Raw genomic sequence first — 16,965 nt, forward strand, 5'->3', positions numbered from 1 at the left:
GGTTAACTTTCTGCGTGTGCTCGGCTAAGGATTGCTTGTGCTTGACGGAACAGGGGTTCGTCGACCATCTGTCCTTCGAATCGGAACGCGCCGCGGTGCTGCTGGGCTTCCTTAAGCAGGCGGGTCGCCCAATCGAGTTGTTCTGGGGTGGGCTGGTAGGCGGCCCGGATCACGTCGACCTGGGAGGGGTGGATGCACACGGTGGCGGCGTAGCCAAGTGCCGCTGCGTCCTCAGCTTCGGCAGAAAGGCCCTCGGTGTTGGGGATGTCGACGAAAACGGAGTCGAGGGCGGCCTTACCGAATGCGGCGGCGGCGAGCTGGACGCGCGCACGGGCATGCTTTGCGACGTCCCGGTAGCTGCCATCCTTGTGCCGCGAGGCGGTACCGGAAAGGCCAGCTACCAGGTCTTCTGCTCCCCAGAACATCGCCACTACCCCATTGGTGGCGGCAACTTCATCGGCTCGCAGGACCCCGAGTGGGGTTTCAATGAGGGCGATGATGTGGGCGTCGGCAAGCACGGCGCTGACGGCCTGGATGTCCTGCGCACCTTCCGCCTTTGACACCATCACCTGGCGGAAGTTTGTTTCTGACACGCAGACGAGGTCGAGGGCGCCGTCGGTGCTGCTTGGCGGGTTGATGCGCACGATCACCCGAGAAGGGTCGAGGTCGCAGGATTCGATGGCCCGGCGCGCCTGCTCGCGGTTGTGAGGCTGGCACCCGTCTTCGAGGTCGAGGATGACCATGTCGGCGCGTTCGACTGCTTTGTGGAAGCGGTCGGGGCGGTCAGCCGGGGTGAAGAGAATGGCAGGGCCGGTGGGGGTCCAGGTACTCATGACGTTCCCTCCGGATTGCACTGGACCAAGGTTTTTCTAACTGCTTTGCAGACGATATCGCCGTGTTGGTTCCGCCCGATGTGCTCGAGTTCCACGATGCCTTGGCCGGGGCGGGACTTGGATAGTCGCTTGGCAGTGCACACCGTTTCTGCGTAGAGGGTGTCGCCGTGGAACATCGGCTTCGGGAAGGAGATTTCCTCGAACCCGAGGTTGGCAACGATGGTGCCGAGGGTGAGTTGTCCCACGGACAGGCCCACCACGGTCGAGAGTGTCCACATGGAGTTCACCAGGCGCTCACCACCGAATCCTGGTTGTTGGGAGGACCAGTGTGCGTCGAGATGCAGTGGCTGCGTATTCATGGTGAGGGTGGTGAACACCACGTCATCGGCTTCCGTGACGGTGCGGCCCGGGCGGTGCAGGTAGCGGGCGCCTTCCTCGTATTCCTCGAACCACAGTCCGCGCTGAACGATATCGGCCATGGTTACAGTCCCAACTCGCGTGCGATCAGCATGAGCTGAACTTCGGTGGTGCCTTCGCCGATCTCCAGGATCTTGGAATCGCGGTAGTGGCGGGCGACGCGGTATTCGTTCATGAAGCCGTAGCCGCCATGGATCTGGGTGGCGTCGCGGGCGTTGTCCATCGCTGCCTCGGAGGACACCATCTTGGCGATGTACGCTTCCTTGCGGAAGTCCAGGCCCTTGGCCATGCGGGCGGCTGCTGCCATCCAGGCCAAGCGCGCGGTGTGGGCACGAGCTTCCATTCGGGCGATCTTGAAGGAGATGGCCTGGTATTCGGAGATCGCGCGGCCCATGGAGGTGCGTTCCTTGGCGTACTTGACGGATTCGTCCACGCAGCCCTGTGCCGCGCCGGTAGCCAGTGCCGCGATGGCAACGCGCCCCTCGGCAAGGATAGAGAGGAAGTTCGCGAAGCCCCGGCCGCGCTCGCCGAGCAGGTTATCCTGCGGGACGCGGCAGTCCGTGAAGGTCAGCGGGTGGGTGTCGGAGGCGTTCCAACCGACCTTGTCGTAGGCGGGTTCTGCAACGAAGCCAGAGGTGTCGGTGGGCACGATGATGGTGGAGATTTCCTTCTTGCCGTCCTTCTCGCCGGTCACGGCGGTGACGGTGTTGAGGGAGGTAATCGACGTGCCGGAGTTGGTGATGAACTGCTTGGAGCCGTTGATCACAAAGTCGGAGCCATCTTCGACGGCGGTGGTGCGGGTGGCTCCGGCGTCGGACCCCGCGCCTGGTTCGGTGAGTCCGAATCCAGCGAGCTTGGTGCCAGCGGTGAGCTCGGGGAGCCACTTGTCCTTTTGGGCGTCATTACCGAAGTGGAAGATCGGCATGGCGCCAAGGCCGACGCCGGCCTCCAGGGTGATGGCTACGGATTGGTCCACGCGAGCTAGCTCTTCCAGGGCGATGCCGAAAGAGAGGTAGTCTCCGCCCATGCCACCGACTTCTTCTGGGAAGGGCAGGCCAAACAGCCCCATCTCGGCCATGCCGGAGACAACTTCGTACGGGAAGGTGTGGTCTTTGTCGTGCTGGTAGGACACGGGCTCGACTACTTCGTTGGCGAACTCGCGCACAACGGTCTGCAGCTCGCGGTACTCTTCTGGCAGGTCAGCGATGTTGATGTCAGTCATTGTTCTAGTCCTTTTCTGGGTTAACGGTGGCAAGTAGTTTTCCGGCCGGAACCTGTTCTCCCGGCTGGGCGTGGAATGTGACGGTGCCGTCGACAGCAGCCTTAAGGGTGTGTTCCATCTTCATGGCCTCCACCACTAGGACCGCGTCCCCGGCTTGGACTGGTGCTCCCTCGGCCACGGAGTGCGCGGTGACGGTACCGGGCATAGGCGAGGTGAGGTTGGTGTCACCGTCGGAGGCATCGTCGCCGGCAGAGCGGACCACTTCGGTACGGCGCAGCTCGTAGGTGCCGGTGGGGCCTGCGAGCACGAGGTGCCCGAAGTCCGGTGCCATCTCCGTGACAGACCACTGGGCAGAGACACCATTGATAGTGACGCGCCAGAGCTGTCCCACCTGATGGATGGTGGCGGAGACGGTGACGGGCTGCCGTTCATCAGTGTCGGTGGTGTTTCCCGCGATGTGGTCATGGACGGTAACTTCGGCTCCAGTCGGCGATCCGACTATGGTGACCAGGGTGTTTTCCGCACTATGGGCGAAGCGGATCTGTTGTGCGGCAGTGCGCCCGGCGCGCCAGGCGTCAGGGGTGGCCCATGCGGACACCGGCCCGCTTGGCCAGCGCTGTGCGAGCCACATCATGGCTGCTGCGACGAGGGCGTCGTCGGTGATGGTGGTGGGTTGATAGCCGTCGGTGACGCGGTCGAGCAGCCCGGTGTCCAGGTCGCCGGCCACCACTTCAGGCACCTTCATCAGGTAGCGGCAGAAATCGGTGTTGACGGTGATACCGGCGACGGTGGTGTCTGCTAGCGCCTTGTCCAACCGGGTAAGGGCTTCGGCGCGATCTGCCCCGTGCACGATCACTTTCATCAGCATTGGGTCATAGAGCGAGGAGATGTCAGAGCCGTCCGCGATACCGGAATCGACGCGGACACCCGCGCCGGAAGGCGCGGTCACCTTCACCACTCGCCCACCCGTCGGTAAGAAGCCTTGTGCCGGATCTTCGGCGTAGATGCGGGCTTCGATGGCGTGGCCGGTCAGCTGGATATCGCTCTGGGAAACGGGCAGCTCCTCGCCGCGGGCAACTGCTAGCTGCAGCGCCACGAGGTCCTGGCCGGTGACTTCCTCAGTCACGGGGTGCTCGACCTGCAGGCGGGTGTTCATTTCCATGAAGTAGAACTTGTCCGGCTGCTTCGACGGCACGATGAACTCCACGGTTCCGGCTCCGACGTAGCCTACGGATCGGGCGGCATCGCATGCGGCTTGGCCGATCGCGGCGCGGGTATCGGCGTCGAGAAGCGGGCTCGGCGCCTCCTCAATCACCTTCTGGTGGCGACGCTGCAGCGAGCACTCGCGCTCCCCCAGGTGGATCACGTTGCCGTGGGAATCGGCCATGACCTGCACTTCGATATGGCGTGGGGTGTCCACGAAGTGCTCGAGGAAGAGGGTGTCGTCACCGAAAGCGCCCGCCGCTTCACGACGCGCAGTGGTGAGAGCCTCGGCCAACTCTTCGATTCGATCCACCCGGTGCATGCCCTTGCCCCCGCCACCAGCGGATGGCTTGATGAGAACAGGAAAGCCGATGCCGGGGGCGGCAGCGAGGATCTCCTCGTCGGTGAGTCCGGGGCGGGAGATGCCGGGGACAGTGGGGACGTTGCGGGCTTCCACCGCTGCGCGGGCGGAAATCTTGTCCCCCATCGCTTCAATCGCTGCTGCGGGTGGGCCGATAAACACGATGCCGTGATCCGCACACGCCTGAGCAAACTCAGCGTTCTCGGAGAGGAACCCGTAGCCTGGGTGGATCGCCTGGGCGCCGGACCGCTTAGCGGCGTCGATGATTTTGTCGATCACCAGGTAGGATTCGCGTGCTGGGGAGGCGCCGATGTGGATGGCGATGTCAGCGTCGCGCACGTGTGGGGCGTCGGCGTCAGCATCGGAGTAAACGGCAACGGAGGTCACGCCCTGCTGTTTCAGGGTCCGGATGACGCGACAGGCAATTTCGCCGCGGTTGGCAACAAGTACGGTATCGATCATGGCAGTTTCTCCTACATCCGGAAGACACCGAAGCTGGTGTCGGGTAGCGGGGCACCGGCGGCGGTATCGAGGGCAAGGCCCAGCACACGCCTGGTGTCAGCAGGGTCAATGACGCCGTCGTCCCATAGCCGGGCCGTTGAGTAATACGGGTCGGATTCGCGCTCGAACTTCTCGCGGATCGGCTTTTCGAACTCTTCTTGTTCTTCCGCCGACCAGGTGCCTCCTTGACGTTCGATCTGGTTGCGACGGACGGTGGACATGGTCATGGCGGCTTGCGGGCCACCCATCACGGAGATCCGGGCGTTGGGCCACATCCAGAGGAAGCGGGGACTGTAGGCGCGGCCACACATGGAGTAGTTTCCGGCACCAAAAGCGCCACCGATCACCACGGTGAATTTGGGTACCCGCGCCGTAGCGACGGCATTAACCATCTTCGCCCCGTGCTTGGCGATACCCCCGGCCTCATACTCGCGGCCAACCATGAAGCCGGTGGTGTTTTGGAGGAAGATCAGCGGAATCCCGCGTTGATCGCACAGCTCGATGAAATGAGCTCCTTTGAGCGCGGACTCCCCCATCAAGATGCCGTTGTTAGCGATGATGCCCACGCGGTGACCGTAGATGCGAGCGAACGCGGTGACGAGGGTGGTGCCGTACTCGGACTTGAATTCTTGGTAGTCGCCACCGTCCGCGAGGATTTCGATGACCTCGTGGACGTCGTAGGGCACCTTCGCGTCGACGGGCACCACGTCATAGAGGTCGGTTTGCGGGCGAATCGGGTCCTTCGGCGCTGCCACATCCCATTCGGGGGCCTTGTCCTGCGGGAAGGTGTCCACGATCTTGCGAACTCGGTGAAGTGCATCAGCGTCATCGAGTGCGAGGTGGTCGGTCACACCGGAAGTCTTGGAGTGCAGGTCACCGCCGCCGAGATCCTCTGGGGTGACGTCCTCGCCGGTAGCTGCCTTCACCAGGGGCGGGCCGGCCAGGAAGATGGTGCCTTGTTCTCTCACAATCACGGCCTCGTCTGACATGGCCGGCACGTAGGCACCACCGGCGGTGCACGAGCCCAGCACCGCTGCGATTTGTGGGATTCCTGCTGCGGACATGCGGGCTTGGTTGAAGAAGATGCGGCCAAAGTGGTCGCGATCCGGGAACACCTCGTCTTGGTTAAGCAACATCGCTCCGCCGGAATCTACCAGGTAGATGCAGGGAAGCCGGTTTTCTGCGGCGATTTCCTGGGCGCGCAGGTGCTTCTTCACCGTCATGGGGTAATAGGTGCCGCCGGAGACCGTGGCATCATTTGCCACGATCATGCAGCGGCGCCCCTGGACCAGGCCGATCCCGGCGACGGCGCCCGCTGCGGCGACCTTGCCGTCGTACATGCCGTGCGCTGCTAGCGGGGCTACTTCGAGGAAGGGACTGCCTGGGTCCAGGAGTTCCTGGATGCGTTGCCTCGGCAGGAGCTTTCCGCGGCTGACGTGGCGCTCGCGGGCACGCTCGGAACCACCTTCGGCGGCAGTGTGTACCAGGCGTCGCAGCTCAGATACGAGTTCTTCATGTCGCTGACGATTCGTTTGTGGTGCTGTCATGGGCTCGCTTCCAAGTTTCAGTTAATGACGATTAACTTGAAAGCGAGACTACTTAGTTTTTGTGACCCCGAACACTATTTGCAGGTTGTTAATTTTGCGTTGCTTTTCTTAGCAAGCATGCATGCAACCGCAAAATAACGGCACGCTGGCACTTTCCTCGCACAGCCAAATGTTACCCAGATCACCCCTTGCAAATACCCCCTCCAGGGCTGGTTGACATAGCACCCGACCTAGGCCAACAACGCCTCCACTGCCATTTCTCGTGACTGCTCCCGCACGGCTTCCTCCCCCGCCCAGTGAATAACGTGACGCACCGAGTTAATCAGACCCGCAGCCAGCTGCACCCGCAATCGGGCGGTGGGACGATCCAGATCGGGCCGACACGCCTGAAGCGCATCCGTCCACAGCCCCAAATAGGTCAGCTGCAAGGACCGCACCTTGGTAAAGGCTTCATCACCCAAACTGTGAATCTCTCGAGACTGCACTCGAATGATGTCCGGTTCCGTGGAGGCAAATTCGGCATGGCGGTCCACCAGCGACCACAACAGTTCCCTCGGCTCCTGAGAGCCGGACGCCTGATGCTCCGCGATCGTGGCACGCGCCCCATCCACCAGCCGGATCGAGATATCCACCAGCATCATCTCAAGCAGCTCATCCTTGCTAGCGAAGTGGCGCAACACCCCCGGCCCGGAAATGCCCACCTCAGCACCCACGTCCGCCAGTCGGGTGGAATGGAACCCCCGACGCGCCATGATGCGCGCCGCGGCCGCTAACAAATCGGCGCGTCGCTTGAGTTTTGCTTGCTCTCTAGATGTTGCCACGAGCAACAACCCGCTTTGCCTGCGAGATCAGCGGCGCGTCGATCATCTCACCATCCAGTTTGAATGCTCCCGGGTTATTCTTCGCTTCAGCCACCACACGACGCGCCCACTCGAGCTGCTCAGGCGCTGGCGCGAAGGCTCGACGCACCACGTCCACTTGCAGGGGATGAATGCACGCAAAACCAATGAAACCCGAACGTGCCGCATCGGCAGCCTCCAGGAACAGCCCTTCGTCGTCCCGAAAATCAGCATGCACCGCATCGATGACAAACTTGCCATGCGCGGCAGCGTGAATCTGCATAAGAGCTCGAGTGAGGAGCATTGGAGCACGATACGGTCCGGGACGAGTGTCTGGGGCTCCCTCGTCGATAAGCAGGCGCGAATGCGTGCCACCCAGCAGCACCGTCAGGTCCTCCGCACCCCAGAACATGCCCACGACGTCGGGGTGCGTGGCAAGCTCCGGCAGCTTCACGACGGCCTGTGGCGTCTCCACCATGGCGATGAGCTGCAATCCTGCCAGCTCGGCCGGGATCTCCGCCCCCACTTTGGGGACCATGACCAGGCGGTAGTTGGTGGTTCGGACGAACTCGACGTCGGAGTGGAAGTGGGGCGAATCTGGGCCCACGATACGGACGATGGTGCGCTCAGAGGGCAGGCCACAGTTTCGGATGTTGGCGTATGCCACCTCGCGGTCAACATCCCCTGCGCCGTCCTCAAGATCGAGGATCACCATGTCCGCCTTTGCCGCAGCCTTAGGGATGATTTCTGCGCGACCGGCTGGGGCAAAAAGGATGGCAGGACCTGCGATAAGGTGGTCGTAGTGCATGGCAAACTCCTAAGTTAAGCGCGGTTAACTACAAAGCATACCGCGGGGAATTCATTACCCCCGCTATGGCAAACGGGAATAGACTCTGGCCACTTTAGCGTTCTCCTAATTGAACCTGGTGGGGAGACCACCCCACTGCTTACCTTTCCAAAGGAGCCCATCATGTGCCGTGCCGTAGAATGCACCCAATGCCATAAGACCACCTGGACCGGCTGTGGCAACCATGTCGACCAGGTCATGGCCGGCATAGCGCCTGCTAAGCGCTGCAAGTGCAACCCACAGACCACCGCCGAGGCTCGCGCTGCGAAACCAGCCGGCCTGCTAGCACGACTGTTCGGAGGAAAATAAATGGCCCGCACCATCATTGTTGGCGGCGTCGCCGGTGGCATGTCCACCGCCACCCGCCTGCGCCGTAACGACGAAGCCCGCGACATCACCGTATTCGAACGCTCGGGTTATGTCTCCTTCGCTAACTGTGGCCTCCCCTACCACCTCGGCGGTGTCATCGAGAGTCGCGACGCCCTGCTTTTGCAAACCCCGCAGTCCCTCGGCGAGCGCTTCAATATTGACGTGCGGGTGCGCCACGAGGTCCTCGCCATCGACACCACGGCCCAGACAGTGCTGGTCCGCGACCTAGCCACCGGCACCGACTCCACCGAGTCCTACGACGATCTGGTGCTGGCCCCCGGCGCCCAGCCTTTCACGCCACCGATCCCGGGCATCGAGCGAGCTGCCGGGCTGCGGACCGTAGAGGACCTGGACCACATCAAAGAACTCGTATCCGGGGACGTCAAGACCGCCGTAGTGATCGGTGGCGGGTTCATCGGCGTTGAGGTCGCGGAGAACCTGCAACACCGAGGCCTCGCTGTCACCCTGATCGAAGCCGCACCACAGATCATGGCGCCCTTCGACCCAGAGATCGCCATCCTGCTGCAGCGTCGCCTCCAGGACGGTGGCATCGACGTGCGCACCAACGCTATGGTCACTGCCATTTCCGAGACCACTGTTACCGCTAATGACGAGAACTTCCCCGCCGACGTGGTCATCGCTGCCATCGGCGTCCGCCCAGACGCTGCGTTCATTTCTGACGCTGGCATTACGACGGCGAAGTCCGGCCACATCCTCGTGGACGAGCACGGTCGCACCAACGTTCCGAATATCTACGCGCTCGGTGACGCTGTGATGAAGCGCGACTTCCTCGATGGCTCCGACAATCCGCTGCCACTGGCGCAGAACGCCAACCGCCACGGTCGTGTCATCGCTGACGTGATCACCGGGCGTTCGGTAACCACGAAGCCGGTGTACGGCACTTCCATCATCGGCGCGTTCGGGTTCGCCATCGCGGGTACGGGTTGGAATGAGAAGCGACTCAAGGCCGCTGGCCGCGAGTACCGTGCGATCCACACCCACCCGGTGAACCACGCTGGCTACTACCCCGGCGCGAAGCAGATGACCATCAAGTTGCTGGTAGACCCCGCAACGGATCAGATCCTCGGGGCCCAGGCTGCGGGCGAGCAGGGCGTGGACAAGCGCATCGACGTGATCCTGACCGCCATGGCCGGCGGGCTCACTGCCTCCGACCTCGCTGACCTCGAGTTGGCCTATGCACCGCAGTTCGGCATGGCGAAGGATCCGGTCGCCCTCATCGGCATGGTCAACGACAACATCGTTGCAGGTGAGCGAACGATCCAGTGGCACGAGCTCACTTCCTCCACAATGCCGCTTATCGACGTCCGTACACCTGGCGAGTTCGAGTCCGAGCCAATCCCCGGTGCCGTCAATATCCCGGTCGATGATCTGCGCTCCCGGATTGAGGAAGTCCGCGCCCTGGCTAATGGCGGCCCGGTCGTCGTCCACTGCCGAGTGGGCCTGCGCGGCCACATCGCCGTCCGCACATTGGCGGGCCTTGGTGTGGAAGCAATCAACCTCGACGGTGGCTATCTGACCTGGGAAGCGGGCGTTGCTTCGCAGGGAAATGGCGAGCATTAACTGACAAAAGGGTGGCGCTGCCATTGGGTAGCACCACCCTGTTACGTGAAAAGGCCAGAAAAGCCGGACCAGGTTCAACCTTGGTCCGGCTTTTCCGATCAACAACTAGTGCGAGAAGTGGCGCACTCCGGTGAGGTACATGGTGACGCCTGCCTTTTCAGCAGCTTCGATAACCTCGGCGTCACGGATGGAGCCGCCCGGCTGCACGACAGCCTTGACGCCTGCGTTAATCAGCACTTCGAGGCCGTCGGCGAATGGGAAGAATGCATCAGATGCGGCGTAGGATCCGCGGGCGCGCTCCTGGCCGTCGGCAAGCGTGTTGGCGCGCTCGACGGCGAGCTTGGCGGAGTCCACACGATTGACCTGCCCCATGCCGACGCCCACTGCCGCATTGTCCTTGGTCAGGATGATGGCGTTGGACTTGACGGCGCGAACGGAGCGCCAAGCGAATTCCAGCTCGGCCAATTCAGCCTCGGACAGCGGGGTGCCGGAGACGAGCTGCCAGTTTTCGGTCTTATCTCCCTCTGCCTGGTAGAGGTCTGGTTCCTGGGTAAGGACGCCGCCGGAGATGAACTTCTTCTCCTCGGTCGGGGCCTCGTACTCGGCGACAAGGATGCGGATGTTCTTCTTGGTAGCCAGGACTTCGACGGCGCCTTCTTCGTAGGATGGCGCGAGGATGACCTCGGTGAAGATGTCCTTGACCTGGTTCGCCATCTCGACGGTGACTTCGCGGTTGACAGCGATTACACCGCCGTACGCGGACACTGGGTCGCATGCGTGAGCCTTGAGGTGGGCGTCGGCGATGGATACCTCGGATACCGCCACGCCACAAGGGTTAGCGTGCTTTATGATCGCAACGCAAGGGCGCTTGTGGTCCCAGGCGGCACGCCAGGCAGCCTCGGCGTCCTGGTAGTTGTTGTAGGACATTTCCTTGCCGTGCAGCTGTTTTGCGTTAGCCAAGCCCTTGGTGCCGATGCGGGTAACGGTAGCGGACTGGTGAGAGTTTTCGCCGTAGCGCAGCGTGGAGGTGACGTCCGCATCGGAAAGCTGGGAGACGAACCACTCGGACACCGCGGTGTCGTAGGAAGCGGTGTGCAGGAAGGCGTCGCGGGCCAGCTCACGACGCTCTTGCAAGGTGAAGCCCCCCTTGCCCAGGGCGTCAACGACGGATCCGTAGCGAGCAGGATCGACGACGATCGCGACGGATGGGTGGTTCTTTGCAGCCGCGCGAACCATGGAAGGGCCTCCGATGTCGATCTGCTCCACGCAGCTGTCGAAGTCTGCGCCAGAAGCAACAGTTTCACGGAAGGGGTAGAGGTTCACCACCACCAGCTGGAAGGCTGCGATGCCGAGCTTGGACAGCTGATTCAGGTGGTCTTCCTTGCGGGTATCGGCGAGGATACCTGCGTGAACTCGGGGGTGGAGGGTCTTCACGCGGCCTTCGAGGCACTCAGGGAAATCAGTGAGCTGCTCAACCGGGGTGACGGGGATGCCCAGGTCTGCGATTTTCGCAGCGGTGGAGCCCGTGGAGACGATCTCAACACCCGCCTCATTCAGTACTCGTGCGAGGTCCTCAAGTCCGGTCTTGTCATAGACGGACACGAGAGCGCGCTTAATATCCTTACGATCTTCAGTCATGAAACTGCGGGCCCTTTCCCAAGTGCATAAGTTTGGACGCCTTAGATACTATTGCGCGACGCATGGATTCGACGAATTCAGCACCCGCACAATGAGTTGCCGCTCCACCACTTTGATCCGCTCGTGCAAAGTTTCCTCGGTGTCCCCATCTTCTACCGGCACGGCTGCTTGCGCAATGATCCGCCCCGTATCTACACCCTCGTCAACGAGGTGCACCGTAGAACCGGTCACGCGGACGCCGTACTCGAGTGCGTCCCGCACCGCATGAGCGCCTTTGAATGAAGGCAGCAGCGCGGGGTGAGTGTTGATAATCCGGCCACCGTATTCTGCCAAGACCGGCTCCCCCAGGATCCGCATGAAGCCCGCGGAGACCACGACATCCGGATTCAGTCGCGCGATTGCGTCGCGCAGCGCACAGTTCCAGTGTTCGCGGTCGTCGTATTCCTTATATATAACAGCCACAGCAGCCACACCTGTAGCTTCTGCAACGTCGAAAGCTCGGCAGGGACGATCCGCAATCAGGCCCACCACCTGGTAGCGTTCGCCCGCACCAGCAATGATGGCCTCAGCCAAGGACCCCGTCCCAGAAGCCAGAATGACTACTCGTTTACTTGTCATCGCCAGCCTCTTCTTCGGTATCTTCAGCGCCCTCGGCAACGTCTTCCCCAGCGTCATCCTCCGGCAAGGAAGCCTCTTCGGCAGAGTTTTCGGCAGAGTCCTCCACACTGCCTTCCTCAGGAGCCTCCTCAGATTCATTAGCTGCGGTGTCGTCGTCAGCGCTGGTTTCTTCGGAGGGCTCGATTGCGGGCGCATCGTCGTCGTCAAGCGCCTGCGGCTGCTTTTCCCTACCCCGCAGGATGGCACCCACGCTGGCGATGATGAGCCCGGCACCCCACAGCCATACCGGCGCAGAAAGCAGCCCCAGCCACCACAGCGGCCCAACGACACCGTATCCTCCAAGCTCGCCGATGGTGAGCGCGAGCAAGACCGCCGCGAACAGTACGCTCCATAGGCCCGCCAGGCCGACGTCACGGAAGGGGCGAGCTGCGACGCCTAGGTGGCGGTACAGCACGATTGCCGCCACCACGAGCGGAATCAGGAGGAACACCCAGGCGAAGCTCCAGACCGAGCCGGGCACGGCCCCCAGGATCGGCAGTGGTGGCAGAGGCACCAGGTAGATACCGAAGAGACTGATCACCCCGTCAGCCACCAGGAATTCGCCACCCAGCAGCACGAATGCAATGCCGATGAGCAGATTAGGCAGATACAGGACGCTCAACGCGGTGAGACCGGCCACGGAGCCGGGCTGCTGCAGCGAGGTGTAGATCTCCCCGACCGTTCCCGCATGCGCCCCGAGCAGCCCCACCAGCATCACGAGGGACGCCCCCAGCAAACCAGCCCAGAATTTCACTGCGAGAAGTGCGGTATCAAACAGACCAGAATCAGGAACGTAGCGCCTCTCCAGCGCCCGCCAGAGCCGTGGCCCCATGCCAATGAGGAGGGCAACCAGGTGGATCAGCATTGTCCTTCCAAGGGCGAGAGCGACGTTCGGTATCCCCACCGGCAGCACGGTCGCCGCGTCAGCAAGCATCGCCAGCGCGGTGAGGGTCAGCAGCACCGGCACACCTACGATGCAGGCAGCTAACACGTATAAATCTGCGAGAGAAACCCGCTCCTTCACCACCGAGTACACCCGCCACGCAATGATTCCTATCACTCCTAGCGCGGGGAGTAATGGCACGAAGCCAAGGTCGGCGGTGTCGCTCGCCACGGGGACACCTGTGGAGATGAGCCAGAGTTGCGCGATGCTAGCAGGCAGTGCCACGAAGCTCGAGTTCGTCATGAGTAGCCCCGCCAGCGCTAGCACAATCAACGCGGAGACAATTATCACATTCGCGATGAGTGCGAGTGGCAAGAATTCCCGAACGCGGGCCGCGTTGGAGTCACGCTCAGGTACGGACGGCGTCGCAGACGCAGCGCTCCGAGCACTCTTTTCGACGTCTTTAGCTGCAGAATCGCGTTTCCTACCGCGCAACTTTCGCGACGGACGCGCTTGTGGGCTTGTGTTTTTACTCATCACCACCACTGTGCCACGCGCAGGCCTTGAGGTGAGACAAGGCGCGTCTGAAGAATCTAAAATTTGCCCTTTCTTGGATTTTCCTGAGATATTACTAAGGAGTTTGATTCAACACGGTAACGGTCAACCCTCAACCAGACATCTAGACTTTCCCGATTAATTCCGGATAACTTTTCGGAAATCGATTAGATTCACTTGCCTTGGTTGTAACGAACCGCTATCGTAATCTCTCGTTAGGTAACGAGATGGTCACAAAACCTACAAGTTGTAGGTAACGATGGAAGAAGGCTACATGCACAAGGATGCAATGCGAGCTGGCGCCGGTCGCCACCGCAAGCAGAGCGTTTCGCCGACGACCAAAGGTCGCGTCGCCCTCGTAGCAGTCGCAACAGGCGCTGCTTCTACCGCAGGTGCTGGCGGAGTCGCCGTCGCTCAGGCCACCAGTCCTGAGGTGCAGGTACAGCCACAGATCACCCTCGCAGCAGACGCGGCACCCGCCATCTCCAGCGAGACCCCTCAGATCCTCGCCATCTCCGAATTCAAGCCAATGGCCAACCTGAATGAACAGATCTCCAAGGCCATTCAGTACAACCAAGAGCGCATCGCAGCCGATCTTGCGGCTCGCGCCCCAAAGACCGCAAAGCCAGCCGAGGGCGCCTTCACCTCTGGTTTCGGCCCACGCTGGGGCACCATCCACACCGGAATTGACATCGCCAACGCTATCGGCACCCCAATCTACGCAGTAGAAGACGGCGTCGTGATCGATGCCGGCCCAGCTTCCGGCTACGGCAACTGGATCCGGATCCGCCACGCAGACGGCGCCGTTTCCCTGTACGGCCACATGGAGACCCTCGACGTTACCGTCGGCCAAGAAGTCACCGCAGGCCAGAAGATTGCAGGCATGGGCAGCCGCGGCTTCTCCACCGGCTCCCACCTGCACTTCGAGATCCATCCAGACGGCAACACCCCAGTGGATCCTGTGCCTTGGCTCGCAGCCCGTGGCATCAACGTCTAGTTACTCCACCCCCGAAATCGAGCGTACGGATGGTACTTTTCTTGCCTCAAACATCCCATCCGTACGCTAAATTCCGCGTTACAACTTCTCCATCGGCACGCCACCAATGAGCATGAGCCGCACCGTCCCGGCAGAGCCAAAGTCGATGGTCACTGTGGCGCGCGGTCCGGTGCCGGACACAGCCTGCACCTTGCCTAATCCGTACTTCTCGTGATTGACCCGATCCCCCACGGCGAGCTGCAGGTTCTTGTTGAGCGACCGCTTCGGTGCGGGTGGCACGCTGGAGCGCCGAACTGGGGCCGAAGGAGCGGGAGCCCCCCACGACGGTGCACCCCAGCCACCTCCAGATGGTTCAACACGTTTCCAATCGATGAGGTCGGAAGGGATCTCCCCGAGGAACCGCGATGCCGGGTTTGTCAGCGGGTTCCCCCAGGAGCTGCGCAGCATCGCGCGGGTGAGGTACAGGCGCTGCCGGGCACGGGTAATCCCAACGTACGCTAAACGACGCTCCTCCGCCAGCTCCTTAGGGTCTCCCAACGCCCGCAGGTGTGGGAATTGTCCGTCCTCCCAACCCGTTACGAACACCACCGGGAATTCCAGGCCCTTGGCGGTGTGCAACGTCATCAGCGTCACCACGCCTTGATCGTTGTCTGGAATCTGATCAGAGTCCGCTACCAGGGACACGCGCTCCAAAAAGGCCTGCAGCGATCCCGGCAGTGGTTCTCCTTCCACCGGCTCATAGTCCTCGAACGCGAGCAGGTTGGCGGCTTCCGAAGAGAATTCCCGTGCAATGGAGACCAACTCGTTGAGGTTGTCCAGGCGCGCCCCGTCCTGGGGGTCGTTCGACGCCTCCAGGGTGGCCTTGTATCCGGTGGCGTCGAGCACCGCGGACACAATGGCACCTAGGTTCGGCATGCCCGTACTCTCGTCCACCGTGTTCCGGGCGTCCGCACGAAGCGACTCCATCAGCTCATTAAACTGCGCAACCGCGTTGCGACCGCGCCCACCCAGCAGGTTGACCTCCCCCGCCGCGGCGTCGATAAGCGCCTGGTCAAAGGAGATGCCGTGCTGCTGCGCGTGCACGCCGATGAATGCGAGCGCGCGATCGCCGATTCCTCGGCGTGGGGTGTTGATGATACGACGCAGGGACATTTCGTCACCGGGGTTGTCTAACACGCGCAAGTACGCGACGATATCGCGGATCTCTTTGCGTTCGTAGAAGCGGGTGCCTCCCACCACCTTGTAGGGGATGCCGGTGCGCATGAACACGTCTTCCAGCGCGCGCGATGCGTTGTTCGTGCGGTACATGACCGCGATATCGCCGAAATTAAGACCGTTATCTACCAGGCGATCAATCTCATTGGCCACGAAGCGGGCCTCATCGTGCTCGTTGTCGGCAACGTACCCAGTGATGGGTTCGCCCTCGCCCAACGCGGTCCACAGCTTCTTCTCACGACGGTTCTCATTCTGCGCAATCACCGCGTTCGCAGCAGACAGAATCGTCTGGGTCGAACGGTAGTTCTGCTCCAGTACGATGGTGCGGGCTTCTGGGTAGTCCTTCTCGAACTCCTCGATATTACGGATCGTCGCCCCGCGGAACGCGTAAATGGACTGGTCTGCATCGCCTACCACCGCAAGTTCTGCAGGCGGGACCGCATGTGGGTCATCCGAGGGGCGCCCTACCAACGTGGAGACCAGCACGTATTGGGCGTGGTTGGTGTCCTGGTACTCGTCGATGAGGACGTGGCGGAACCGACGGCGGTAATGTTCTGCGATGTCGGGGTGCGACTTAAGCAGGAACACCACTTCCCCGATCAAGTCATCAAAATCAACGGCGTTGGAGCCGCGGAGGCGGCGCTGGTACTCGTCGTAGACTCGCGCCACGGTCGTGGCATAGGGCTCGCCGCCCGCCAGGTTCATCGCCTCGGAGGGGCCGACCAGCTCATTTTTGTGATTCGAGATCGCAGCAGCTAAACCACGGGCCGTGAACCGCTTCGCGTCCAGCTCGAAATCCTTGGCAATCATCGTCAAGAGACGCTTGGAATCGTCACTGTCGTAGATCGTGAAATTGGTGTTCAGGCCGTCGATAAGCGCGGCCTGCTGGCGCAATATCCGCACGCAGGTGGAGTGGAAGGTGGACACCCACATCCGCTCCGCCGCTGGGCCAACCAGACCACTGACGCGTTCGCGCATTTCCGCGGCGGCCTTGTTGGTGAAGGTGATGGCCAGGATCTGACCTGGATGCACCCCTTGTTGCATCAGGTAGGCGATTCGTCGGGTCAGCACCGCCGTTTTACCCGACCCCGCACCCGCCACAATCAACAGCGGTACCCCCCGATGCTCCACCGCGGCCCGCTGCTGCGGATTGAGACCGTCCAGCAAATCCCCCGCCGATCCAAACGCATCTGCGCTGCTCACCTGTGGTCTACGTCCCCCGAATGGGCTGGCATTTCCGAAGCTGCTATCCATAATGCTTAATAGCCTACTGGGGCGGTCGGACAAGGTGGCACAATGG

14 protein-coding genes are annotated in these 16,965 nt (G+C 61.9%); 3 read left to right on the forward strand and 11 right to left on the reverse strand.

Annotated elements, in window-relative coordinates:
- Positions 1-2: 2 nt before the first annotated feature.
- From ACZ6ZO_RS02665 to ACZ6ZO_RS02695, 7 genes are all read right to left on the reverse strand, one after another.
- Positions 3-833 (reverse strand): HpcH/HpaI aldolase/citrate lyase family protein, encoded by an 831-nt coding sequence (locus ACZ6ZO_RS02665; RefSeq protein WP_465290339.1) that lies wholly within the window; start codon positions 831-833, stop codon positions 3-5.
- Positions 830-1,312, reverse strand: coding sequence for a MaoC family dehydratase (locus ACZ6ZO_RS02670; protein WP_465290341.1), 483 nt, complete (start codon positions 1,310-1,312; stop codon positions 830-832). The genes ACZ6ZO_RS02665 and ACZ6ZO_RS02670 overlap by 4 nt, the downstream gene beginning before the upstream one ends.
- A 2-nt stretch (positions 1,313-1,314) precedes the next feature.
- Positions 1,315-2,472 carry an acyl-CoA dehydrogenase family protein gene (locus ACZ6ZO_RS02675; protein WP_465290343.1) on the reverse strand — a complete coding sequence of 386 codons (1,158 nt, stop codon included), beginning with the start codon at positions 2,470-2,472 and terminating at the stop codon, positions 1,315-1,317.
- Positions 2,473-2,476: 4 nt separating this feature from the next.
- Complete coding sequence (locus ACZ6ZO_RS02680; RefSeq protein ID WP_465290345.1) at positions 2,477-4,498, reverse strand: acetyl/propionyl/methylcrotonyl-CoA carboxylase subunit alpha; 2,022 nt, start codon at positions 4,496-4,498, stop codon at positions 2,477-2,479.
- A gap of 11 nt (positions 4,499-4,509) precedes the next feature.
- Complete coding sequence (locus ACZ6ZO_RS02685) at positions 4,510-6,084, reverse strand: carboxyl transferase domain-containing protein (protein ID WP_182386625.1); 1,575 nt, start codon at positions 6,082-6,084, stop codon at positions 4,510-4,512.
- A gap of 230 nt (positions 6,085-6,314) precedes the next feature.
- Positions 6,315-6,905: a TetR/AcrR family transcriptional regulator gene (locus ACZ6ZO_RS02690; protein ID WP_232843314.1), complete on the reverse strand. Its 591-nt coding sequence runs from the start codon at positions 6,903-6,905 to the stop codon at positions 6,315-6,317.
- On the reverse strand, positions 6,892-7,731 hold the full coding sequence (locus tag ACZ6ZO_RS02695) for an HpcH/HpaI aldolase/citrate lyase family protein (RefSeq protein ID WP_465290348.1): 840 nt from the start codon (positions 7,729-7,731) through the stop codon (positions 6,892-6,894). The genes ACZ6ZO_RS02690 and ACZ6ZO_RS02695 overlap by 14 nt, the downstream gene beginning before the upstream one ends.
- A gap of 162 nt (positions 7,732-7,893) precedes the next feature.
- Between ACZ6ZO_RS02695 and ACZ6ZO_RS02700 the strand changes: the two genes are divergently transcribed.
- Together ACZ6ZO_RS02700 and ACZ6ZO_RS02705 are read left to right on the forward strand one after the other, a co-directional pair.
- Entirely contained in the window at positions 7,894-8,079 is a 186-nt protein-coding gene (locus ACZ6ZO_RS02700; RefSeq protein WP_182386628.1) for a hypothetical protein, read from the forward strand.
- On the forward strand, positions 8,080-9,720 hold the full coding sequence (locus ACZ6ZO_RS02705) for an FAD-dependent oxidoreductase (protein WP_465290351.1): 1,641 nt from the start codon (positions 8,080-8,082) through the stop codon (positions 9,718-9,720).
- Between the two features lie 105 nt (positions 9,721-9,825).
- On the opposite strand, the gene purH is transcribed toward ACZ6ZO_RS02705, so the two are convergent.
- From purH to ACZ6ZO_RS02720, 3 genes are read right to left on the reverse strand one after another with little or no spacing between them, the layout of a single operon-like run.
- Complete coding sequence (purH, locus tag ACZ6ZO_RS02710) at positions 9,826-11,358, reverse strand: bifunctional phosphoribosylaminoimidazolecarboxamide formyltransferase/IMP cyclohydrolase (protein WP_182386631.1); 1,533 nt, start codon at positions 11,356-11,358, stop codon at positions 9,826-9,828.
- Positions 11,359-11,406: 48 nt separating this feature from the next.
- Positions 11,407-11,976, reverse strand: coding sequence for a phosphoribosylglycinamide formyltransferase (gene purN, locus ACZ6ZO_RS02715; protein WP_182386632.1), 570 nt, complete (start codon positions 11,974-11,976; stop codon positions 11,407-11,409).
- Positions 11,966-13,435: a cell division protein PerM gene (locus tag ACZ6ZO_RS02720; protein ID WP_465290354.1), complete on the reverse strand. Its 1,470-nt coding sequence runs from the start codon at positions 13,433-13,435 to the stop codon at positions 11,966-11,968. Before ACZ6ZO_RS02720 ends, purN begins: the two co-directional genes overlap by 11 nt.
- A 292-nt stretch (positions 13,436-13,727) precedes the next feature.
- Between ACZ6ZO_RS02720 and ACZ6ZO_RS02725 the strand changes: the two genes are divergently transcribed.
- Positions 13,728-14,450, forward strand: a complete 723-nt coding sequence (locus tag ACZ6ZO_RS02725) for a M23 family metallopeptidase (RefSeq protein ID WP_182386634.1) — start codon at positions 13,728-13,730, stop codon at positions 14,448-14,450.
- Between the two features lie 78 nt (positions 14,451-14,528).
- Here the strand turns inward: ACZ6ZO_RS02725 and ACZ6ZO_RS02730 are convergent, their stop codons facing one another.
- Entirely contained in the window at positions 14,529-16,919 is a 2,391-nt protein-coding gene (locus tag ACZ6ZO_RS02730; RefSeq protein ID WP_182386635.1) for a UvrD-helicase domain-containing protein, read from the reverse strand.
- Positions 16,920-16,965: the final 46 nt, after the last annotated feature.

This window comes from Corynebacterium sp. NPDC104732, from assembly GCF_055583565.1.